The organism is Saccharothrix xinjiangensis (assembly GCF_039527585.1).
Taxonomy (GTDB): domain Bacteria; phylum Actinomycetota; class Actinomycetes; order Mycobacteriales; family Pseudonocardiaceae; genus Actinosynnema; species Actinosynnema xinjiangensis.
Genome location: NZ_BAAAKE010000005.1, coordinates 138,565 through 159,915, shown reverse-complemented (window position 1 = coordinate 159,915; position 21,351 = coordinate 138,565). Strand labels below are relative to the sequence as shown.

The 21,351-nt window shown below is 72.6% G+C and carries 24 protein-coding genes; 10 read left to right on the top strand and 14 right to left on the bottom strand.

All coding sequences use genetic code 11. The features are described 5' to 3' along the window. Window positions 1-109: 109 nt before the first annotated feature. Window positions 110-1,957, top strand: coding sequence for a translation elongation factor 4 (gene lepA, locus ABD223_RS14165; protein WP_344036629.1), 1,848 nt, complete (start codon window positions 110-112; stop codon window positions 1,955-1,957). Window positions 1,958-2,183: 226 nt separating this feature from the next. Here lepA and ABD223_RS14160 read toward each other — a convergent pair whose 3' ends face one another. Next, window positions 2,184-2,405, bottom strand: a complete 222-nt coding sequence (locus ABD223_RS14160) for a hypothetical protein (protein WP_344036628.1) — start codon at window positions 2,403-2,405, stop codon at window positions 2,184-2,186. Window positions 2,406-2,557: 152 nt separating this feature from the next. Then, window positions 2,558-2,989, bottom strand: coding sequence for an HD domain-containing protein (locus ABD223_RS14155; protein WP_344036627.1), 432 nt, complete (start codon window positions 2,987-2,989; stop codon window positions 2,558-2,560). Window positions 2,990-3,095: 106 nt separating this feature from the next. Here ABD223_RS14155 and ABD223_RS14150 point away from each other — a divergent pair, with 106 nt between their 5' ends. From ABD223_RS14150 to ABD223_RS14140, 3 genes are all read left to right on the top strand, one after another. Then, window positions 3,096-4,586: a chitinase gene (locus tag ABD223_RS14150; RefSeq protein ID WP_344036626.1), complete on the top strand. Its 1,491-nt coding sequence runs from the start codon at window positions 3,096-3,098 to the stop codon at window positions 4,584-4,586. 209 nt (window positions 4,587-4,795) lie between these two features. After that, window positions 4,796-5,833: an NAD(P)H-dependent flavin oxidoreductase gene (locus tag ABD223_RS14145; protein ID WP_344036625.1), complete on the top strand. Its 1,038-nt coding sequence runs from the start codon at window positions 4,796-4,798 to the stop codon at window positions 5,831-5,833. A 17-nt stretch (window positions 5,834-5,850) separates the two neighbouring features. After that, window positions 5,851-7,488: a DUF885 domain-containing protein gene (locus ABD223_RS14140; RefSeq protein ID WP_344036624.1), complete on the top strand. Its 1,638-nt coding sequence runs from the start codon at window positions 5,851-5,853 to the stop codon at window positions 7,486-7,488. On the opposite strand, the gene ABD223_RS14135 is transcribed toward ABD223_RS14140, so the two are convergent. After that, window positions 7,465-8,904, bottom strand: coding sequence for an amino acid permease (locus tag ABD223_RS14135; RefSeq protein ID WP_344036623.1), 1,440 nt, complete (start codon window positions 8,902-8,904; stop codon window positions 7,465-7,467). The two genes, ABD223_RS14140 and ABD223_RS14135, sit on opposite strands and share 24 nt — an antisense overlap. Window positions 8,905-9,055: 151 nt before the next feature. Between ABD223_RS14135 and ABD223_RS14130 the strand changes: the two genes are divergently transcribed. Further along, window positions 9,056-9,667, top strand: coding sequence for a DsbA family oxidoreductase (locus tag ABD223_RS14130; RefSeq protein WP_344036622.1), 612 nt, complete (start codon window positions 9,056-9,058; stop codon window positions 9,665-9,667). On the opposite strand, the gene ABD223_RS14125 is transcribed toward ABD223_RS14130, so the two are convergent. Further along, window positions 9,657-10,622 (bottom strand): quinone oxidoreductase family protein, encoded by a 966-nt coding sequence (locus tag ABD223_RS14125; RefSeq protein ID WP_344036620.1) that lies wholly within the window; start codon window positions 10,620-10,622, stop codon window positions 9,657-9,659. The genes ABD223_RS14130 and ABD223_RS14125 overlap by 11 nt on opposite strands. 71 nt (window positions 10,623-10,693) lie before the next feature. Here ABD223_RS14125 and ABD223_RS14120 point away from each other — a divergent pair, with 71 nt between their 5' ends. Genes ABD223_RS14120 through ABD223_RS14110 form a run of 3 tightly spaced genes read left to right on the top strand, consistent with a single transcriptional unit; the run spans window position 10,694 to window position 11,614 of the window. Then, a complete protein-coding gene (locus ABD223_RS14120) occupies window positions 10,694-10,915 on the top strand; it encodes a hypothetical protein (protein WP_380646084.1) in 222 nt (73 codons plus the stop codon). A gap of 10 nt (window positions 10,916-10,925) precedes the next feature. Beyond that, window positions 10,926-11,345: a guanyl-specific ribonuclease gene (locus tag ABD223_RS14115; RefSeq protein ID WP_344036618.1), complete on the top strand. Its 420-nt coding sequence runs from the start codon at window positions 10,926-10,928 to the stop codon at window positions 11,343-11,345. Next, window positions 11,342-11,614 carry a barstar family protein gene (locus ABD223_RS14110; RefSeq protein ID WP_344036616.1) on the top strand — a complete coding sequence of 91 codons (273 nt, stop codon included), beginning with the start codon at window positions 11,342-11,344 and terminating at the stop codon, window positions 11,612-11,614. The genes ABD223_RS14115 and ABD223_RS14110 overlap by 4 nt, the downstream gene beginning before the upstream one ends. A gap of 7 nt (window positions 11,615-11,621) precedes the next feature. Here the strand turns inward: ABD223_RS14110 and ABD223_RS14105 are convergent, their stop codons facing one another. Then, on the bottom strand, window positions 11,622-12,392 hold the full coding sequence (locus ABD223_RS14105) for an enoyl-CoA hydratase-related protein (RefSeq protein WP_344036615.1): 771 nt from the start codon (window positions 12,390-12,392) through the stop codon (window positions 11,622-11,624). Window positions 12,393-12,454: 62 nt separating this feature from the next. Between ABD223_RS14105 and ABD223_RS14100 the strand changes: the two genes are divergently transcribed. Both ABD223_RS14100 and ABD223_RS14095 read left to right on the top strand, forming a co-directional pair. After that, window positions 12,455-13,057 carry a DJ-1/PfpI family protein gene (locus ABD223_RS14100; RefSeq protein ID WP_344036614.1) on the top strand — a complete coding sequence of 201 codons (603 nt, stop codon included), beginning with the start codon at window positions 12,455-12,457 and terminating at the stop codon, window positions 13,055-13,057. Continuing rightward, on the top strand, window positions 13,054-13,533 hold the full coding sequence (locus tag ABD223_RS14095) for a MarR family winged helix-turn-helix transcriptional regulator (RefSeq protein WP_344036613.1): 480 nt from the start codon (window positions 13,054-13,056) through the stop codon (window positions 13,531-13,533). The genes ABD223_RS14100 and ABD223_RS14095 overlap by 4 nt, the downstream gene beginning before the upstream one ends. Window positions 13,534-13,543: 10 nt before the next feature. Here the strand turns inward: ABD223_RS14095 and ABD223_RS14090 are convergent, their stop codons facing one another. The 9 genes from ABD223_RS14090 to ABD223_RS14050 all read right to left on the bottom strand — a co-directional run bounded on the left by ABD223_RS14090 (window position 13,544) and on the right by ABD223_RS14050 (window position 21,304). Beyond that, window positions 13,544-14,404 (bottom strand): hypothetical protein, encoded by an 861-nt coding sequence (locus ABD223_RS14090; RefSeq protein ID WP_344036612.1) that lies wholly within the window; start codon window positions 14,402-14,404, stop codon window positions 13,544-13,546. A 303-nt stretch (window positions 14,405-14,707) separates the two neighbouring features. Next, window positions 14,708-15,436: a sirohydrochlorin chelatase gene (locus ABD223_RS14085; RefSeq protein ID WP_344036610.1), complete on the bottom strand. Its 729-nt coding sequence runs from the start codon at window positions 15,434-15,436 to the stop codon at window positions 14,708-14,710. Next, the gene (locus tag ABD223_RS14080) at window positions 15,433-16,305 is read right to left on the bottom strand and encodes an ABC transporter permease (RefSeq protein ID WP_344036609.1); all 873 of its coding nucleotides are present in this window, start codon (window positions 16,303-16,305) and stop codon (window positions 15,433-15,435) included. The genes ABD223_RS14085 and ABD223_RS14080 overlap by 4 nt, the downstream gene beginning before the upstream one ends. Then, complete coding sequence (locus tag ABD223_RS14075) at window positions 16,292-17,080, bottom strand: ABC transporter ATP-binding protein (protein ID WP_344036608.1); 789 nt, start codon at window positions 17,078-17,080, stop codon at window positions 16,292-16,294. The genes ABD223_RS14080 and ABD223_RS14075 overlap by 14 nt, the downstream gene beginning before the upstream one ends. Window positions 17,081-17,102: 22 nt before the next feature. Further along, the gene (locus tag ABD223_RS14070) at window positions 17,103-18,179 is read right to left on the bottom strand and encodes an ABC transporter substrate-binding protein (RefSeq protein WP_344036607.1); all 1,077 of its coding nucleotides are present in this window, start codon (window positions 18,177-18,179) and stop codon (window positions 17,103-17,105) included. Between the two features lie 13 nt (window positions 18,180-18,192). Beyond that, window positions 18,193-19,512 carry a sulfate adenylyltransferase subunit 1 gene (locus tag ABD223_RS14065; RefSeq protein WP_344036606.1) on the bottom strand — a complete coding sequence of 440 codons (1,320 nt, stop codon included), beginning with the start codon at window positions 19,510-19,512 and terminating at the stop codon, window positions 18,193-18,195. Further along, complete coding sequence (gene cysD / locus ABD223_RS14060) at window positions 19,513-20,448, bottom strand: sulfate adenylyltransferase subunit CysD (RefSeq protein ID WP_344036605.1); 936 nt, start codon at window positions 20,446-20,448, stop codon at window positions 19,513-19,515. It abuts the gene before it with no gap. After that, on the bottom strand, window positions 20,445-21,146 hold the full coding sequence (locus tag ABD223_RS14055) for a phosphoadenylyl-sulfate reductase (protein WP_344036604.1): 702 nt from the start codon (window positions 21,144-21,146) through the stop codon (window positions 20,445-20,447). The genes cysD and ABD223_RS14055 overlap by 4 nt, the downstream gene beginning before the upstream one ends. Then, window positions 21,143-21,304, bottom strand: a complete 162-nt coding sequence (locus ABD223_RS14050; protein WP_344036602.1) for an Insertion element protein — start codon at window positions 21,302-21,304, stop codon at window positions 21,143-21,145. The genes ABD223_RS14055 and ABD223_RS14050 overlap by 4 nt, the downstream gene beginning before the upstream one ends. Window positions 21,305-21,351: the final 47 nt, after the last annotated feature.

Below are 21,351 nucleotides of genomic sequence, written 5' to 3'. Positions count from 1 at the left end.
TATGTCCCGGGGCACGTCAGGCGGCGAACCCGACCGGGCCGACGCGCCAGGCGCCCGGCTCGTGAGAGAATGGGGCGATTCCCCCGTCTTTCACGTGCGAGGACCCTGAGTGACCACGTTCGCCGATCAGACGTTCACGCCTCCGGAGCTGATCCGGAACTTCTGCATCATCGCGCACATCGACCACGGCAAGTCGACCCTGGCCGACCGCATGTTGCAGCTCACCGGCGTCGTCGAGGAGCGGGCGATGCGCGCGCAGTACCTCGACCGCATGGACATCGAGAGGGAACGCGGCATCACGATCAAGGCCCAGAACGTCCGGCTGCCCTGGCAGCTCGACGGTCAGGACCACGTGCTGCACATGATCGACACCCCCGGCCACGTCGACTTCACCTACGAGGTCTCCCGGGCCCTGGAGGCCTGCGAGGGGACGGTCCTGCTGGTCGACGCCGCGCAGGGCATCGAGGCGCAGACGCTGGCCAACCTGTACCTGGCGATGGAGAACGACCTCACCATCATCCCGGTGCTGAACAAGATCGACCTGCCCGCGGCGGACCCGGACAAGTACGCCAAGGAGCTCGCGCACATCGTCGGCTGCGAGCCCGAGGAGGTGCTGCGCGTCTCGGCCAAGACCGGCCTGGGCGTCGGCGACCTGCTGGACGAGGTCGTGCGCCGCGTGCCGGCCCCGGTCGGCGACGCGGACGCCCCGCCCCGTGCGATGATCTTCGACTCGGTCTACGACACCTACCGCGGCGTCGTCACCTACATCCGCGTGGTCGACGGGAAGATCACCCCGCGCCAGCGCATCCGGATGATGTCGACCAACGCGACCCACGAGCTGCTGGAAGTCGGCATCATCTCGCCCGAGCCCAAGCCGAGCGCCGGCCTCGGCGTCGGCGAGGTGGGCTACCTGATCACCGGCGTGAAGGACGTGCGCCAGTCCAAGGTCGGCGACACCGTGACGGCGGAGAAGAAGGGCGCCACCGAGCCGCTGGCGGGCTACCGCGAGCCGCGGCCGATGGTGTACTCGGGCCTGTACCCGGTCGACGGCTCGGACTACCCCATCCTGCGCGAGGCGCTGGAGAAGCTCCAGCTCAACGACGCCGCGCTGACCTTCGAGCCGGAGACGTCGGCGGCCCTGGGCTTCGGCTTCCGCTGCGGCTTCCTCGGCCTGCTGCACCTGGAGATCACCCGCGACCGGCTGGAGCGCGAGTTCGGCCTCGACCTGATCTCCACCGCGCCGAACGTGGTCTACCGCGTGGTGATGGAGGACGGCGCCGAGCACGTGGTGACCAACCCGTCCGACTGGCCCGACGGCAAGCGGGCCGAGGTGTACGAGCCGGTCACCAGGTGCACGATCATCGCGCCCAGCGACTACATCGGCGCGATCATGGAGCTGTGCCAGGCCAAGCGCGGCCAGCTGGGCGGCATGGACTACCTGTCCGAGGACCGCGTCGAGCTGCGCTACACGATGCCGCTCGGCGAGATCATCTTCGACTTCTTCGACGCGCTGAAGTCGCGGACCCGCGGGTACGCCTCGCTGGACTACGAGGAGTCGGGCGAGCAGGACGCCGAGCTGGTCAAGGTGGACATCCTGCTCCAGGGCGAGCCGGTGGACGCGTTCAGCGCGATCGTCCACAAGGACCACGCCTACGGCTACGGCACCAAGATGGCCACGAAGCTGCGCGAGCTGATCCCGCGGCAGCAGTTCGAGGTGCCGATCCAGGCGGCGATCGGGTCGCGGGTGATCGCCCGCGAGACCATCCGCGCCATCCGCAAGGACGTGCTCGCCAAGTGCTACGGCGGCGACATCACGCGCAAGCGCAAGCTGCTGGAGAAGCAGAAGGAGGGCAAGAAGCGGATGAAGATGGTGGGCCGGGTCGAGGTGCCCCAGGAAGCCTTCGTCGCCGCGCTGTCCACCGACGACTCCGGCGCCAAGGACAAGGGCAAGAAGTAGGGCCGGCGGTCACGTCCCCGCTGATCAGGGCACCTTCGGGTGGCCGGTCGGCGGGGATCGTCGTGTTCGGCGGACTCTCCGGGATGGTTGGCGGGATCCGACCACGAGGCGGTGCCGCCGTTCCCCGCGCGGATCGTGCCCGCTGAGCTGTCGCATATGTTCCCGGGATGACGAAAGGACCTCCAGGACGTCCCTGTCCTGAAGGTCCTCGGTGGAACGGCGGTGCTCAGCCGTGGTAGCGGAGCACGCCTGCCGGCACGTGCCGGCGGAGGATCTCCTCCAGCTCCCTGGCCTGCGGGGTGGAGTGGCGGGCGAGGATCGCCTCCATGTCCATCCGGGCGCTGGGGGTGTTGTAGTGGGCCAGCTCGCGCTCGAGTTCCGCTTCCCGCTTGCGGATCGCGCGCCGCGTGGCGAAGTACGTGCGAACGGTACTCAGAGGGTTGGTCATATCGCCTTTCAGGTCGCTCTCTCTGTATCGGTTCACCTCCATGATGCCGCACGTCAGGGCCTTGCGCAGTTGATTTTGGAGTGACGTCCGCCGCAACTGTCACCGGTGCTGGTCGATCACGCGCCGTGCGTGTTGCGCGGGTAACGGTGGTGTCACCCGTCCCGGTCGAGGATGTCCAGCGCCTTGGCGTACTTGGCCTGCAGCCGGTCCTGGGTGGCCTGGTCGAGCACGGCCAGCCGGGGCGGCGACGTGTTGTCGGCGATGTCCGCGCGCTTGACCACGACCGCCACCGGGTCGGCCAGCACCCGCGCCAGGTACTCCTCCCGGGGCTCGCCGTCGCCGTGGGTCAGTGCCAGCACGGTCCGCACCACCTCGGGCGGGCACCCGGCCGCCAGCAGGTCGTCCGCTGTGACGGAAGTGTCCTCGACGACGTCGTGCAGCACGGCCGCCATGCGCGCGTGCTCACCGGACACCCGGCCCATCACGCGCAGCGGGTGGCCGATGTAGGGGTGGCCGGACTTGTCGACCTGGCCCTCGTGGGCGGCGCGCGCGATCCGGATCGCGTCGTCAACGGTAAAGGTCACCAGACCATGGTCACACCCTTGACAAGTGCCATTGGTCTAGTCCATTTTCGAGTGGCCCGCGTCACCTGAGCTGGGCAAGGCCGCCGATGAGAACGTGGAGGTGCACGTGGCTTCGAGGACGAGACGCGCCCTGGGCGCGGTGCTGGCGGGCGTGCTGGCGGTCGCCGGCCTGACCCTGGTGGTCGCGGGCAGCGCGTCGGCGGCCAACCTGGTCGCCAACCCCGGTTTCGACAGCGGCAACACCAGCGGCTGGACGTGCAGCGGCGCGACGAGCGTGGTGTCCACGACCAAGCGCAGCGGCTCGCACGCGCTCGCGGGCACCCCGGCGGGCCAGGACCAGGCCCGCTGCTCGCAGACGATCACCGTGCGGGCCAACACCGCCTACAACCTGAGCGCGTGGGTGCAGGGCAGCTACGTCTACCTCGGTGTGACCGGCACCGGCAGCGGCGACAAGAGCACCTGGACGCCGGGCTCGGCCGGCTTCGGCCGGCTCAGCCTGGACTTCACCACCGGCGCGAGCACGAGCGTCACGGTCTACGTGCACGGCTGGTACGGCCAGCCGACCTTCTACGCCGACGACATCAGCCTCGACGGTCCGGGCACCCCGCCGACCAGCACGACCACCAGCACGAGCACGACCACGAGCACCACGACGACGACCACCACCACGACGACGACCACGACGAGCAACCAGCCGGACCCGTCGCTGCCCAAGCACATCCTCACCGGCTACTGGCACAACTTCGACAACGGCTCGCGGCTGCTCAAGCTGGCCGACGTGCCCCGCACCTACGACGTCGTGGCCGTCGCGTTCGCCGACGCCGTGGCCGCGACGCGCGGCGCGGTCGACTTCACCCTGGACCCGACGCTGTCGAGCAAGCTCGGCGGCTACACCGACGCCCAGTTCAAGGCCGACATCCGGACCCTCCAGTCCCGCGGCCAGAAGGTGATCATCTCGGTCGGCGGTGAGAAGGGCACCATCTGGGTCGGCGACACCGCCGCGTCCAACGCCTTCGCCAACAGCGTCAAGTCGCTGATTTCCGAGTACGGCTTCGACGGCGTGGACATCGACCTGGAGAACGGCGTCAACGCCACCTACATGGCGCCCGCGCTGCGCAGCATCCACGCGGCCGGCGGCAAGGTCATCGCGATGGCGCCGCAGACCATCGACATGCAGTCCACCGGCCAGGAGTACTTCAAGCTGGCGCTGGCCGTGAAGGACATCCTCACGGTCGTCAACATGCAGTTCTACAACTCCGGCACCATGCTCGGCTGCGACCAGAAGGTCTACGCCCAGGGCACGGTGGACTTCCTGGTGGCGCTGGCGTGCGTCCAGCTCCAGAACGGCCTGCGGCCCGACCAGGTCGGCCTGGGCCTGCCCGCCTCGCCGTCCGGCGCGGGCGGCGGCTACCAGTCGCCCGCCAACGTCAACGCGGCGCTCAACTGCCTGGCCAAGGGCACGAACTGCGGCTCGTTCAAGCCCTCGCAGACGTGGCCCGGCATCCGCGGCGCGATGACGTGGTCGATCAACTGGGACGCCTCCAACAACTGGCAGTTCGCCAACGCGGTGGCCCCGCACCTGGACACCCTGCCGTAGCGCGGGGGGAAGCCGTCCCTCCCGCAGCGGCACGGGAGGGACGGCCCCGCGTGTCCTCCACTCAGGCATCGCGTGTCGTCCGCTCGGGCATCGCGTGTCCTCCAGTCGGGCACCCCGAGCCCTCCGCCCAGGCGCCCCGAGTTCTCCAGCCGGGCACCGCGGGCCGCGCTCCCCGGACCACCCCGCCGCGACCGGGGTTAGGGTGGCTCATGTTCGACCGACTGGAAGTTCCCGTCATCGCCGCGCCGATGGCCGGCGGGGCGTCCACCCCCGAACTCGTGGCCGAGGTCGGCCGCGCGGGCGGCCTGGGTTTCCTGGCCGCCGGCTACCAGTCCGTCGAGGCGGTCGCCGAGCAGGTCGGCGCCACCACCGCGCTCACCGACCGGCCCTTCGGCGTCAACCTGTTCGTGCCCGGCCCGCGCTCCACCGCGGACGTCAAGGGCTACCGGGAGCGCGTCCGCGAGCAGTCGCCGACCGAGCCCGGCGAACCCCGCTGGGACGACGACTCCTACGACGCCAAGCTCGAACTGCTGATGGCGCTGCGCGTGCCGGTCGTCTCGTTCACCTTCGGCCTGCCCACCGCCGCCGACGTCGACCGCCTGCACGCCGCGGGCGCCACCGTCGTGGCCACCGTCACCACGCCGCGGGAGGCCGAGCAGGCCGACCGGATCGGCGCCGACGCCCTGTGCGTCCAGGGCAGCGACGCGGGCGGCCACCGCGGCACGTTCGCCGACGACGGCGTCTCGCCCGGCGGCGGCGAGCTGTTCGGCGTGCTGGCCGCGCTGCGCCTGGTCCGCGACCGGGTGAACCTGCCGCTGATCGCCGCCGGCGGCCTGGTGCACGGCGCGGACGTCGCCGCGGTGATCACGGCGGGCGCGGTGGCCGCCCAGCTAGGCACCGCGTTCCTGCCCACCCCGGAGGCCGGCACGTCGCCCGCCCACCGCCAGGCCCTCGCCGAGGGCACCCGGCGCACGGCGTTGACCAGGGCGTTCAGCGGGCGCCCGGCGCGCGGCCTGGTCAACCGGTTCCTCACCGAGAACGCCGACCACGCGCCCGCCGCCTACCCGGAGGTCCACCACCTGACCAAGCCGGTGCGCGCGACCGGCGACCCGGAGCTGATGTCGTTGTGGGCCGGGCAGACCTACCCGCTGGTCCGACCGGCCCCGGCCGCCGAGGTCGTGGCGCGGCTGCTCGCCGAAGCGCGCCAAGCCCTTTCCGTCGCGAACACGCGCATCCCGCCGGGGTAGCACCGGAGAATGTCGGCGTGACCACCGCGCGCGAGCTGGCCGACGAGCTGCTGACCCTGGTGCTGGACGCCGACCCGGTGACGGCGACCCTGCGCGGCCTGCCCGGCTGGGACGACCGGCTGCCGGACCCGAGCGCAGACGGCGAGCGTGCGTTGCGCGACCGGGCCGAGGACATCGCCCGCCGCGCCGGGATCGGCGACGACGACCCGGTGACCCGGGCGGTGGTGGAGCAGCAGGCGTGGAGCCTGGCGCACCTCCTCGACGCGAACCTGGTCGAGCACACCCACGCCGAGGGCCTCAACGCGCCGGTGGTGGTGCTGCTCGGCGCGTTACCGCTGGTCCTGCCCGGCGACGACGACGCGCGCCGCGCCTACCTGACCCGGCTGGCCGCGCTGCCCGGCTACCTCGACGCCCTCGCCCGCCGGCAGCGGGAGTCGGACCGCCGCCCGGTCCGGCACCTGGTGGCCTCCGCCATCGCCCGCGTCGACCGCTACCTGGCCGGGCGCGAGGACCCGCTGTGCGCGCCGGTGGCGGGCACGCCGTTGGCCGCGGAGTGCGCCGAGCTGCTCGACCGCGCCGTGCGCCCCGCTCTCGCCCGCTACCGCGACTTCCTGGCCGCCGAGGTCCTCGACCGGGGCCGCGACGAGGACCACCCCGGCCTGTGCTGGCTGCCCGGCGGCGACCGGGTCTACCCGGCGCTGGTCCGCGCGTACACCACGACCGACCACACCCCCGACGAGCTGCACCGCGTCGGCCGGGAGCTGATCGAGGCGCTGGACCGGGAGTACGAGGAGATCGGTGCGCGCGTGTTCGGCCCGGTGACCGCCGCCGAGGTGCGGGCCCGCCTGCTCGCCGACCCGGACCTGCGCTGGCGCGACGCCGAGGACATGCTCACCCTGGCCAGGCGCACCATCGCCCGCGCCGAGGAGGCCGCCGCCGACTGGTTCGGCACGCTGCCCGACGCGCGGTGCGCGGTGGAGGAGGTCCCGGAGGCCGAGGCGCCCAACGCGCCGTTGGCCTACTACCTGGACCCGGCGCTGGACGGCTCCCGGCCGGGCACCTACTTCGTCAACACGCACCTCGCCGAGCAGCGCGACCGGTTCAGCGCCGAGTCCACCGCGTTCCACGAGGGCGTGCCCGGCCACCACTTCCAGATCGCGTTGGCGCAGCAGCTGGACGACCTGCCGCTGCTGCGCCGCTTCGCGTCCATCGAGGCCTACCTGGAGGGCTGGGCGCTCTACACCGAGCGCCTGGCCGACGAGATGGGCCTCTACAGCGACGACGTGGCGCGGCTGGGGATGCTGTCGGGGGACTCGCTGCGCGCCGCGCGGCTGGTGGTGGACACCGGCCTGCACGCGCTGGGCTGGTCCCGGCAGCAGGCCGTGGACTACCTGCGCGCCAACGCGGTCATGCCGGACGTCGACATCTTCTCCGAGGTCGACCGGTACACCGAGAACCCCGCGCAGGCGCTGTCCTACATGGTGGGGCGGCTGGAGATCCAGCGCCTGCGCGGTGAGGCCGAGCGCCGCCTGGGCGACCGCTTCGACATCCGGGCCTTCCACGACCAGGTGCTGCGGTGCGGCCCGCTGCCGATGGCCGTGCTCGCCGACGTCGTCGGCTCGTGGTGCTCGTCAGTCCTGTCGGTTGAGGACTGACTTCCGCTTGCCGTAGGCGAAGTAGACCACCAGGCCGATCGCGAACCAGGCCCCGAACCGCAGCCACGTCTCGGGCGCCAGGAAGGTGATCAGCCACAGCGAGAACACCACGCCGATGATCGGCACGACCGGCATGCCGGGCGTCTTGAACGTGCGCGGCAGGTCGGGCTGCTTGTACCGCAGCACGATCACCGCGATGCACACGACCACGAACGCCAGCAGGATGCCGATGTTGGTCAGCTCCGCGGCCTCGGCGATGGGCAGGAAGCCCGCGATGACCGCGGACGCTATGCCCAGCACCCACGTGATGCGCGTCGGCACGCGCTTGACCGGGTGGGTCTTGGCGAACCAGCCCGGCAGCAGGCCGTCGCGGGACATCGAGTAGCCCACGCGCGCCGCGCCCATCAGGAACGTGAACAGCACGGTGGTGATGCCCAGCACCGCGCCGACCGAGATGACGATGCCCAGCGCGGGCAGGCCGATGTCGGCGAACGCGGAGGCGAACGCGCTCTCGGCGTCGACGTCCTGGTAGTTGACCATGCCGGTCAGCACCAGGCACGCCAGCACGTAGAGCACCATGGAGACGGCCAGCGAGTAGATGATGGCCCTGGGCATGTGCCGCTGGGAGTCCTTGGACTCCTCGGCCGCCGTGCTCATCGCGTCGTAGCCGAACACCGCGAAGAACACCGTGGCGGCGCCGGTGAACGCGCCGGCCCAGCCGAACGGGAAGAACGGGTTGTAGTTGTCGGTGTTGATGTGGAACGCGCCGACCACGATCACCAGCAGCACCACGGCGACCTTCAGGTACACCAGGACGGTCTCGAAGCGGGCCGCGTTCTTCATGCCGGTGTTGAGCACGAACGCGATCAGCAGGCACAGCAGCACGGCGAACAGGTTCACCTTGTAGCTGCCCGCGGCCACGTCACCGGTCTCCGTGCCGGGCGCGCCGAGCATCCACACCGGCAGGTCGATGCCGAGCAGGTTCAGCAACTCGTTGAAGTAGCCGCTGATGCCGATCGCCACCACGGCCACGATCGCGGTGTACTCCAGCAACAGGTCCCAGCCGATGAACCAGCCGACGATCTCGCCGAGCACGGCGTAGCCGTAGGTGTAGGCGGACCCGGCCCGGGGGATGAGGCCAGCGAACTCGGCGTAGGAGAACGCGGCGGCGGCGCTCGCGATGCCCGCGACGAGGAACGAGATCAGCACGGCGGGCCCGGCCGTCTTGTTCGCCACGGCACCGGCGAGCGAGAAGATGCCCGCGCCGATGATGCCGCCGATGCCGATCGCGGTGAGCTGCCACAGCCCCAGCGTGCGGGTCAGCGCGGTCTTCTCGTCGCCTATCTGCTCGATGGGCTTGCGGCGGAACACGCCGCTGCCCCGCCCCAGGCCTTCTTTGCCTTGCGGCACAGTCATCCCAGCTCCCTCGGTGGTCTTGTGCGAGCGAACCGTACGCGCGTCGACTCTCCTCGGGTTTGTCCGATCGCACCACTGGAGGAGTGGGTTCTTGTGCGGTCGGATGGTTGAGCCGGGGAACAACGGCGCTTCGCGGAGGGTTGTCCGGTTCGTGCGACTCGACGTGTGGTCCGACGTGGTCTGTCCCTGGTGCTACATCGGCAAGCGCAAGCTGGAGCGCGCGCTGGGGCAGTGGGACGGGGAACCGGTGACCGTGGTGTGGCGGCCGTTCCAGCTCCAGGCGGACGCGAAGAACAGCGGGCGGCCGATGGTCGACGTGTTGGCCGAGAAGATGGGCGCCGAGGGCGCGCGGGAGGCGCAGCGCCGCGTGACGGAGGTGGCCGCGGCCGAGGGGCTTGCCTACGACCTGGGCAAGCAGGTCGAGGCGAACACGTTCGACGCCCACCGGCTCCTGCTGGCGGCCCGCGACCAAGGGGTGCAGGCCGCGGTGGGTGAGCGGTTCTTCCGCGCCCACTTCACCGAAGGTGCGGATGTCGGCGACCGCGGGGTGCTCGTGGCGCTGGCGGAGGAGGCGGGGTTGACCGGGGCGGCGGGCGCGCTCGACGACGACGCCCTGGCCGAGCGCCTGAACGAGGAGCTGGCCGAGGGCGTCGCCATCGGTGTGCGGTCGGTTCCCACGTTCGTGGTGGGGCGTCGCGGGGTCGCGGGCGCGCAGGATCCCGAGGTGCTGCTGGACCTGCTGAGGACAGGCTCTAGCGGCTGAACACGATCTTGCCCGCGGTTTCGCCGTCGAGCATGGCGCGGAAGCCCTCTTCGGCTCGTTCGAACGGCAGTTCCGCGCCGATCTGCGGGCGCAGGCCGTTCAGGTCGCAGAACGACAGGAGGTCGCCCAACTCCTCCCGGGTGCCCATGGTCGAGCCGACCACGCGCAGCTGGAGGAAGAACAGCCGCTGGAGTTCGGCGGCCGTGGCGTCGCCGCTGGTCGCGCCCGAGATGACGACGATCCCGCCCGGCTTGAGCGACTTCATCGAGTGCGACCAGGTGGCCTTGCCCACGGTCTCGAACACGGCGTCCACCCGCTCCGGCAGGCGGGCGCCGGACTCGAACGTCTCGTGCGCGCCCAGGCTCGCGGCCAGCGCCCGCTTCTCCTCGGTGCGGCCCGTCACCCACACCCGGAAGCCCGCCGCGCGGCCCAGCTGGACCAGCGCCGTGGCCACGCCGCCCGAGGCGCCCTGGACGAGCATGGTCTGACCGGGGCGCAGGCCCGACTTCACGAACAGCATCCGGTACGCGGTCAGCCACGCCGTGCCCATGCAGGCCGCCTCGGCGAAGCTCAGCCCGGCGGGCTTGGGCAGCGCGTTGCGGGCCGGGACGACGACGTGGTCGGCGAACGTGCCCTGGTGCTTCTCGGTCAGCAGGGTGCGGCCGGGGTCGAGGGTCTCGTCGCCGGACCAGTCCGGGTCGCCGATCACCGAGTGCAGCACGACCTCGGTCCCGTCCTCCAGCACGCCCGCGCCGTCGCAGCCCAGGGTCATCGGGAACCGGTCGGCCTTGATGCCGACGCCGCGCAGCGTCCACAGGTCGTGCATGTTCAGGCTGGCCGACCTCACCGCCACCTCCACCCAGCCCGGCGGGACCTCCGGCTCCGGCCGTTCGCCCACGCGCAGGGCGGCGATCGGGTCTTGCGGGCTCGGCTCGGCTGCGTAGACGGCGAACATGCGGGCAACTTACCGACTGGTAGCGATCCGCGTGCGGTGAAGCGCGTCACCCGACTAGGCTCGGTGTCGTGGTGGAAGCCTTCCAGCAGTGGTGGGACGGGGTGGAGCTGTGGATGGCGCAGCTGCCCTTCCCGTTCCAGTTCGCCCTGCTCATGGCCGTGCTGCTGCCGCTGTGCCTGGGCGCGGCCCGGCTGATCGACCGGGTCGTGGACAACGCCTCGACCAGGTTCAACCCGGTGCCCAAGGTGCCGCCCGCCCAGCCCGGCGAGACGGACGCGGGCGGCGGTTCGTAGGCTCGGGGGCGTGACTCCCGCTCGTCGCCTGACCGTCGCCCTGCTGGGGCTGATCGCGCTGGTCGTGGTCGGCTACTTCGCGAAGGACGTGACCGGCACGGACCCGGGACCGACCTCGGCGGGGGTGCCGGGCGCGTCCTCCGGGCTGCCGGTCGAGGAGCTGTCGGACCTGCCCGCGCAGGCCCGCGAGACCTGGGAGCTGATCGAGCGCGGCGGGCCGTTCCCGTACCCGCGCAACGACGGCGCGACGTTCCAGAACCGAGAGGAGCGGCTGCCCGCGCAAGGCCCCGACCACTACCGGGAGTACACCGTGCCCACACCCGGCAGCGACGACCGCGGCGCGCGGCGCCTGGTGACCGGCTCGGCCGACGAGGTGTTCTACACCGGCGACCACTACGCGTCGTTCGTCGTGGTGGACGTGACCCGGTGACCGCCTACCTGCACCGGGTGCGGGCGGGCGCGCGCGACCGGCGGGACGCCATCGCCGCGATCGCCGAGGCGATGGGCTTCCCCGACTGGTTCGGCCACAACCTGGACGCCCTGTACGACAGCCTGACCGACCTGTCGTGGCTGCCCGAGGGCGAGCACGTGCTGGTCTGGGAGGGCGGGGACGCCGAGGTCGAGGCCGTGGTGCGGGACGCGGTGGCGCGGACCAGGGAGGCGGGCGACCGCCGGCTGACCCTGGTCCGCCCCGGCTGAGCCCCGGCTACTCCGGCGCCCAGGACGGCTTGCGCTTGGCCGCGAACGCGGCGATGCCCTCCTGGCCCTCGGGGCCGCCGAAGTGCCGCGCGGACAGCTCCAGCATGTCGGCGAACACCACGCCCAGGTCGTTCGACCGGGGTTCGCGCAGCATCAGCTTGGTGGCGGCCAGCGCACCGGGCGCGCCCAGCGCGAGCATGTCGGTGTAGCGGGCGACCTCGTCGTCCAGCCGGTCCGCGGGCACCGCGGAGTTGATCAAGCCGATGGCCGCGGCGCGCGGCGCGGTGAACGTCTCACCGGTCAGGAACAGCTCGTGCGCGGCGCGGGGCAGCAGGCGGGGCAGCACGGTCACCGAGATGACCGCGGGCACCACGCCGATGCGGACCTCGCTGAACGCGAACGTGGCGGTGTCCGCCGCGACCGCGATGTCGCACGCGGCGACCAGGCCGACGCCGCCCGCGCGGGCCGGGCCCGCCAGGCGGGCGACCACGGGCTTGGGGCTGGTCCACAGCCGTTCCAGGATCGCGGGGAACTCGTTGACGCCCTGCTGGTCGGCGCTCGCGCCGCCCGCCTCCTTGAGGTCCATGCCCGAGCAGAACACCGGTCCGGTGTGGCTCAGCACGACCACCCGCACGGCGTCGTCGGCCGTCGCGGTGTCCAGGTGCGCGGTCAGCTCGGCGCGCAGCTGCCGGGACAGGGCGTTGCGGTTGCGGGGGGAGTCCAGCGTGATCGTCGCGATGCCACGCCGCACCTCGTAGTGGACCAGCTCTTCTGCCATGGGCCGCACTCTACGGCCGGGAGCTGATTGACAGTGTGCTGTCAAAATGACAGGATGCTGTCATGAAGACGATCCACCTCGCGGTGTACGACGGCCTGGCCGACTGGGAGTTCGGGTACGTGGCGGCCGGGGTCAACGATCCGGCGTTCCAGCGGGAACCCGGCCGCTTCCGGGTGCGGGCGGTCGGCGCCGGGCCCGAGCCGGTGACCACGGCCGGCGGCCTGCGGGTCGTGCCCGACCTCGTCCTGGCCGACGCGGACCCGGCGGACAGCGCCCTGCTCGTCCTGCCCGGCGCGGAGGCCTGGGCGACGGGCGGGTTGGCGGAGTTCGGCCGGGCCGCCCGCCGCTGGGTCGACGCGGGCGTGCCGGTGGCCGGCATCTGCGGAGCGGTGGCGGGCCTGGCCGCGGAGGGCCTGCTGGACGACCGGCGGCACACCGGCAACGCGGTGGAGGAGCTGGGCGACTACGCCGGGGCCGGCCTGTTCTCCGCCGACCGGGCCGTGCGCGACCGCGGCGTGGTCACCGCGGGCGGCGCGTCGCCGCTGGAGTTCGCCCGGGAGGTCTTCGCCGAGCTGGACCTGTACCCGGAGGAGGTCCTGGAGGCCTGGTACGGCCTGCACCGCACCGGCGACCCGGCGTGGTTCGGCAGGTTGGCGGCGGCGTGACCCCCCTCGGCGGCGCGGGCGAGCCGCGCACCGAAGCCGGGGACGTGCTGACCGAGGTCATCATGCGCACGTTCCGCCTGTACGGCGGCTTCCTGGCGGCCGCGGAGGTGATGACCGCGCCGGTCGGCCTCACCGCGGCGTGGTGGCAGGTGCTCGGCGCGGTGCTGCGGGAGCCGCTGCCGGTGTCCGGCATCGCCCGCGCGATGAGCCTGACCAGGCAGAGCGTGCAGCGCATCGCCGACCTGCTGGTGGACAAGGGGCTGGCCGAGTACCTGCCGAACCCGGCGCACAAGCGCGCCAAGCTGCTGCGGCCGACCGAGGCGGGCTACGCGGCGGTGCGCGGGCTGACCGAGGCGCAGCACGCGTTCACCAACCGCATCTCGGCGCGGGTGGACCCGGCCGACCTGCGCACCGCGCTGGGCGTGATGGAGCGGCTGGTGGAGGCGCTGGAGGAGGACGAGCGGGACCGGGGGTGAACGCCGCTGCTCAACGCCTCCCGGCGCGGTCGCGGAGTTCTTCGCAGACCTTCTCCTTCTCCTCCGCCGAGGAGATCTCCGAGAAACACCCGCCGATGTTCCCGGTGGGTGTGCCGAGCCCGACGTGGACGGTGAACTGCCCGCGTGCGCTGTCGGCGAACCGCATCGTCCTCTCCTGCGTCCCGGCGATCGCCGAGCCCTGTTGCCGAACGGTGAGGTTCATCGGTATGTCGATCACCAGGGTGGACACGGTGTCCGGTGGCACGAGCGCGCCCGTGGAAAAGGCCAGTTGCCGTTCCCAGCCTCCCCTGACCGTGGTGAAACCGGATCCCACCAGCGGCAGGGTGAATTCGGAGCCGTCGACCGCCACCCGACCGCGCATTCGCGCGCCATCGGTCGAAAAGCCGGTTTCGACGTCCACGGTCTCGTCGATCGTGAAATGCCACTTGTCCGCGCCCATGTCCACCCACATCCCTCCCACGGCCGAGCGGGCCACGACGTGGAGGTCCCCCAGGGGCAGGGGGTCCGCGAGGTCGTTCCTGATCCTGACGGTCAGGCGTTCGGTGTCCTCGTCGGTGGAGGGCGTCACCTGGATGATCTCCGCCTCCCCGCCTGGGGGCACGACGCCGAACAGGTCTTCCAGCGCGGCGGTGCGGCTCACGGGCAGGGCCAGGGAGAGCGCCAGCAGGACCGGGATCGTCAGGAGGAGCGCGAGCCTGACCGCTCGGCCGGTCGCGGCGGGACGCCGCGCGATGGCCGCGTACACGACCGACTCCGCGGCGAGGAGGGTGAAGACCGTCGACCAGGGACGACCGCTCGTCAGGCTCACGACCACCGCGGCGACCACCAACACCGCCACGATGAGGACCACGGGGGACCACGGTGACATCCGCACGTGGACGTCACCTCCCACGCGGAGGTTGTACAGCGCGACGTCGCCGTGCACATCTCCCGTTTGGGCCGCTGCGCCACCAACCGAACCACTCAGGTGGTTCGACGTCCCGGACTCGTCCTCGTCGCGCTCTTCCGTGGGCACGCTGTGATATTCCAACCGGCTTGTGCGAAGATTTCCGCCGACGGAGAGCCATCGGCGTCCTGAACGTCGAATCCTACCGACAATCGATTTCTTCGCCGTACCGGGAACGCGCTCGATCGCGTTTCCGGAACCGGGTCCTCAAGCCGTGCGGGCCAGTGGGGTGAGGGCGCTCGCGTAGCGGTGCAGGACCAGTTCCGCCACCTCCGGGTCCGGGCCCAGTGGTGGGGCGACCACCGCGTCCCCGCCCGCCAGCCGGGCCACGCGGTCCGGCAGGAGGCCCGGCGCCAGGAACCACGACGCCACGGCGATGCGCCGCGCGCCCCGCGCCCGCAGCCGCTCCACCGCGGTCGGCACGTCCGGCGAGGCGGACGCGGCGAAGGCCGCCTCCACGCCCGCCCAGCCCGAGCCCGCCGCCCACCTGGCCGCGATCGACGAGACCAGCGCGTTGGCCGGGGCGTGCGAGGAGCCCGCGCCCGCCAGGACCACGCCCAGGGACCTGTCGCCCGAGCGCACGCCCACCGACGCCAGCCGCCGCAGGGCGGCCGACTCCAGCCTCGGGTCCGGGCCCAGCACGTCGGCGATCGCCACGTCCAGGCCGGGGGACGCGGCCTCGGCCACCGCGCCCGGCACGTCGACCCGCGCGTGGAACGCCTTGCCCAGCAGCAGCGGCACGACCACGGCCGAGCGGTGGCCGTCCGCGCGCGCCGACCGCAGCACGTCGCCCAGCAGCGGCGCCGACAGGTCCAGGAACGAGGCCCGCACGTCCAGCGACGGCCGCAGCGCCCGCACCACGTCCAGCAGCTCGTGCACGGTCGCCGCCGACCGGGGGTCCCGGCTGCCGTGCGCCACCGCCACCAGCGCGGTCACAGCGCGCCCGACAGACCGCGCGACCGCAGCACGGCGCGCTCCAGGGGCCGGAACACCAGCAGCTCGATGCCCACGCCGACCAGCAGGATCAGGAAGATCGCCGCGATCACCACGGAGATGTCGTTCAACGAGGAGCCGTTGTGCAGGTACTGGCCCAGGCCCTCCCCTAGCTGCGGCGAGGTGGCGATGATCTCCGCCGCCATCAGCGACCGCCACGAGAACGCCCAGCCCTGCTTCAACCCGGCCAGGTAGCCGGGCAGCGCGGCGGGCAGCAGGATGTGGCGGGCCGCCGCCAGGCGACCCGCGCCCAGGGCCTGCCCGACCCGCGGCAGCAGCGGCGGGATCTGGTCCACGCCGGACACCAGGCCGTTGGCGATCGACGGGACCGAGCCCATCAGCACCACGAAGTAGATGGTGGTCGGGGTGGCGCCGAACCACAGGATGCCCGCGGGCACCCACGCCACCGACGGCAACGACTGGAGGCCCGTCAGCAGCGAGCCGATGGCCGCCCGCACCACGCGCACCTTGGCGATGAGCAGGCCCAGCGGCGTGGCGATCACCACGGCGGTGAGGAAGCCCAGCACCGCCCGGTGCACCGAGGTCCACAGCACCTCGGCGGCGCGGCCCGTCCGGACCGCCTCGACCACCTCGGCCCACACCGCGCCGGGCGACGGCAGCTGGTACTCCGGCCAGAACGCCAGCGCCCACAGCGCCTGCCACACCGCGACCAGCAGGCCGAGCGCGATCAGCGGCGGCAGGGTGGTGCGCAGGAACCGCCTGCGCAGCGAGGGCCGCTGCTCCCGCGACGGCGCGTCGAGCGCGTCCAGGCCCGCGCCGACGGCGGCGAGGTCCGTGTCAAGCCGCGGCATGACCGCTGATCACCTCGCGCAGCCGGCTCGTGACGTCGCCGATCAGCTCGGCCTCGTCGTCGCCGGTGGTGTCCCACTCGCGCACCACGCGGCCCGGTCGCGACGACAGCAGCACCACCCGCTGGCCCAGCCGCACGGCCTCGCGCACGTCGTGGGTGACGAACACGATCGCGGTCCCGGTCTCCCGCCACACCCGCACCAGCTCCGCCTGGAGCACGTCGCGGGTGATGGCGTCCAGCGCGGCGAACGGCTCGTCCATCAGCAGCAGGCCGCCGCGGTCGTCCCCGGCGCTGCCGAGGGTGGAGGCCAGGGCGCGGGCCAGGGCCACGCGCTGCCTCATGCCGCCGGACAGCTCGTGGGGCCGCTTGTGCCCGGCGCCGTCGAGCCGCACCAGCGACAGCAGCTCGTCCGCCTTCTCGCGGCGCGGGCCGCGCTTGACGCCCGCGAGCCGCAGCGGCAGCTCCACGTTGCGCGTCGCGGTCAGCCACGGCATGAGCGCGGCCTCCTGGAACATCACCGCGGGCCGCGAGGTGGTCAGCTCGATGCTGCCCGAGGTGGGCGCGTCCAGCCCGGCGACCAGGTTCAGCAGGGTCGACTTGCCGCAGCCGGACGCGCCGAGCAGGCACACGAACTCGCCCGGCGCGACCCGCAGGTCGACGCCGTCGAGCGCGACGACGGTCGAGGCGCCGTGGCCGAAGGCCTTGCGCACCCCGGACAGCGTCACCGCGGCGTCCACATCGGACACCGCCGGGGTGTTCTCCAGCGTGGCGGTCATGGCGTGCCTGCCTTCCCTCGGGTCACTTCTCGTCCAGCCCGGCGGTGTCCACGGTCGGTCTGCCCGCCGCGGTGAGCACCTCGTTCAGCAGCGCGAGGTCGGCGAGCCCGGCCACGTTCGCGGCCCGGTCCGCCACGCCCGCGGTGACGGCGTCCCGCGCCAGTCGCGGGAAGGTCCCGGCCAGCGGGTCCGGTGTCAGCTCGATGTGGTCGAACGCGCGGTCGAGCACCCGCCCGTCCAGCGCCTTGCCGGTGAGGCGCTCCAGCGCGGCGTTGACGACCCGCTTCGCCCTCGCCTCGTCGGACAGTGCGAGGTCGGTGGCCGCCAGGTGGCCGCGCAGCAGCGCCGCAACCGTTTGCGGGTGCTCCTGGAGGAACCTGGTGCGCACCAGCAGCACGGTGGTCGGGAACCGGCCGCCGTCCCACAGCTCCGCCTCGTCCAGCAGCACCTCCGCGCCCGCCTCCAGCACCAGCCGCGACGACCACGGCTCCGGCGCCCACGCGGCGTGCACGTCGCCCCGCCGGAACAGGTCCAGCGACTTGGAGTTCTCCGCGTTGGTCACGACGACCTGGTTCGGGTCCGGGCCGGCGGGCAGGCCCTGGTCGGCCAGCCACTTCTTCAACGCCACGTCCTGGGTGTTGCCCAGCTGGGGCGTCGTGACGACCTTGCCCCTGAGGTCGGCGGCCGAGCCGATGCCCGCCTTGACCACGAGCTGGGCGCCGCCGGACACGGCGCCCGCGATCAGCCGGACCGCCTCGCCGTTCGACTTGGCGTAGGCGTTGATCGCGGGACCCGAGCCCAGGTAGGCCACGTCCAGCGAGCTGCCCAGCAGCGCGTTGACCGCGTCGGGCCCGGCGTTGAAGGTCTGGGTGGTGAGCGCGGCGCCGCCGAGCTCCCGGGCGAACAGGCCCTCGTCGACGCCGATCAGCGCGGACGCGTGCGTGACGTTGGGGAAGTAGCCGAGGCGGACCTCGGCCGCGGCGCCCAGGTCCCGCGCCGGCGCGCCCTCGCCGCGGTCGATCCGGGAACACCCGGTCGGCGCGGCGAGGGCGACGAGCGCCGCCAGCGACGTGCCGAGGAACCGGCGTCGTGTGCTCACGGTCGTGGACCTCTCAGGGGCCGGGGGAGACGAGGGCGTGGCCGTCCCGCCCGACCGCGTCGTCGTCCAGCTCGGGCAGCGGCGCGCCGACGAGGCCCGCCGCCAGCGTGCTGCCGTCGGCGGCGTCGATGACCAGGAACGAACCGGTGCGCCGGTGGCGCGCGTAGTCGTCGACGGGGATGGGCTCGGCCGTGCGCAGGTTCACCTGGCCGATCTCGTTGAGGCCCAGCGAGCCGGGCGCGTCGGTGCTGGCGAGGCGCTGCTCGTCGAACCGGGTCCGCAGCCGGGTGACGATCGCCTGCACGGTGCGCGTGCCGTGCTTGACCAGCACGCGCGCGCCGGGCGCGAGCGGCTTCTCCGACAGCCAGCACACGGTGGCGTCCAGCTCGTCGGTCACGGTCGGCGGCACGGCCGCGGCGGCGATCAGGTCGCCGCGCGAGATGTCCAGGTCGTGCTCCAGCAGCAGGGTCACCGACCGGCCCGCGGCGGCCTCGTCCAGCGGGCCGTCCGCGGTGTCGATGCCGGTGACGGTCGTGCGCAGCCCGTTCGGCAGCACGGCGACCTCGTCGCCCACGCGCACGGTGCCCGCCGCGACCAGGCCCGCGTAGCCGCGGTAGTCGGGGTGCTCGGCGGTGCGCGGCCGGATCACGTACTGCACCGGGAAGCGGAACGGCGCGTCGTGCGGGTCGGGCTCGACCGGCACGGTCTCCAGGTGCTCCAGCAGCGTCGGGCCCCCGTACCAGGGCGTGCGCCCGGAGCGCTCCACGACGTTGTCGCCGGCCAGCGCCGACACCGGGATCTCCACCACGGCGTCCTCGGCGAAGCCCAGCGCGGTGGCGTGCGCGGTGAACTCCTTGGCGATGCGGGAGAAGGTCACCTCGTCGAAGTCGACCAGGTCGATCTTGTTCACCGCGAGCACCAGGCGCGGCACGCCGAGCAGCGCGAGCACGGCCGCGTGCCGGCGGGTCTGCTCGATCACGCCCTTGCGGGCGTCGACCAGCAGCACGCCGAGCTGCGCGGTGGACGCGCCGGTCACCGTGTTGCGGGTGTACTGCACGTGGCCCGGCGTGTCGGCCAGCACGAACGAGCGCTTCGGCGTGGCGAAGTAGCGGTAGGCGACGTCGATGGTGATGCCCTGCTCGCGCTCCGAGCGCAGGCCGTCGACCAGCAGCGACAGGTCGGGGGTCGCCAGGCCGCGGTCGGCGCTGGCCCGGTGCACCGCGTCCAGGGTGTCGGCCAGCACCGACTTGGTGTCGTACAGCAGCCGCCCGACCAGGGTGGACTTGCCGTCGTCGACGCTGCCCGCCGTGGCGAGCCTCAACAGGTCGCTCATCTAGAAGTAGCCCTCCCGCTTGCGGTCCTCCATGGCGGCCTCGGACAGCCGGTCGTCCGCGCGCGTCGCGCCGCGCTCGGTGAGCCGCGAGGCGGCCACCTCGGCGATGACGGCCTCGATGTCGGAGGCGTCGGACTCGACCGCGCCGGTGCACGACCCGTCGCCGACGGTCCGGTAGCGGACGGTCTTCTCGACCTTCGCCTCGCCGTCGCGCGGGCCGCCCCACGGCCCCTCGGCCAGCCACATCCCGTCGCGCAGGTACACCTCGCGGCGGTGGGCGTAGTAGATCGACGGCAGCTCGATGCCCTCGCGGGCGATGTAGTGCCACACGTCCAGCTCGGTCCAGTTGGACAGCGGGAACACGCGCACGTGCTCGCCGGGGCGGTGGCGGCCGTTGTAGAGGTTCCACAGCTCGGGGCGCTGCCGCCGCGGCTCCCACTGGCCGAACGCGTTGCGCAGGCTGAAGATCCGCTCCTTGGCGCGGGCCCGCTCCTCGTCGCGGCGCCCGCCGCCGAACACCGCGTCGAACCGGTGGGTGGTGATGGCGTCGAGCAGCGGCACGGTCTGGAGCGGGTTGCGCGTGCCGTCGGGGCGCTCGGTGAGCCGGCCGTCGTCGAGGTAGTCCTGGACCGCGGCGACCTCCAGGCGCAGCCCGTGCCGGGCCACGACGCGGTCGCGGAACTCGATGACCTCGTCGAAGTTGTGCCCGGTGTCCACGTGCAGCAGCGGGAACGGCACCGGCGCGGGCCAGAACGCCTTGATCGCCAGGTGCAGCAGGAGCGTGGAGTCCTTGCCGCCGGAGAACAGGATCACCGGCCGGTCGAACTCGCCCGCGACCTCGCGGAAGATGTGGATCGCCTCGGACTCCAGGCGGTCCAGCGCGTTCAGCGCCGTGGTCGGCGTCGCGGTGGTGGTCGGCGTCGTGGTGGTCGTCATCCGTGCAACCCGCATTCCGTCTTGGCGAGCCCGGCCCACCGGCCGCTGCGCGCGTCCTGCCCCGGCAGCGGCTTCGCCGTGCACGGCGCGCAGCCGATCGACGGGTAACCCTGCTGGACCAGCAGGTTCTCCAGGATCCCGTGCTCGCGGAGGTAGCCGTTGAACTGGTCGTCGGACCACGGCGCGATCGGGTTGACCTTCACCAGGCCGTTGCGCTCGTCCCACTGGACGACCGGCGTGCCGGCGCGCGTCGGCGCGTCGACCCGGCGCACGCCGGTCACCCACGCGTCGTACTTGGCCAGCTCGCGCCGCAGCGGCACCACCTTGCGCAGCTCGCAGCACCGGGCGGGGTCCGTCCGGTGCAGCAGGCCGAACTCCGCCTCCTGGTCGGCCACGGACTGCTCGGCGGCGGCGTTGACCATCCGCACCCCGGGGTAGACCAGCTCGACGGCGTCGCGCACGCCGACGGTCTCGGCGAAGTGGTAGCCGGTCTCCAGGAACAGCACGGAGATGTCCGGCTTGACCTTGGTGGCCAGGTCGATCAGCACGGCGTCCTGCATGTTCGACGCGACGACGAAGCTGTCGCCGAACGTGCGGGCGGTCCAGGCCAACGCCTCCTCGGCACTGGCGTCCGCCAGTTCGACCGCGGCGGCCTCGGCGATCACCTTCAACTCGTCGACCCTGGTGGGGGCGGTCACCGCTGCACCTCCTTCTGTGGAAGGTTGAGTCCCACGAACTTGACCGTGAACACGCGGCGGCAGGAGGCGCACAGCCACGAGTAGGCCGGCTCCTCCTCGGGGCGGAGGTCTTCGTCCCCGCAGTAGGGGCAGTAGAAGGGCGTGGCCCGCTCGCTCACGGCCGCTCCTCCGGGGACGGCGGCTCGGTCGCCGGGGGAGTCGCGAC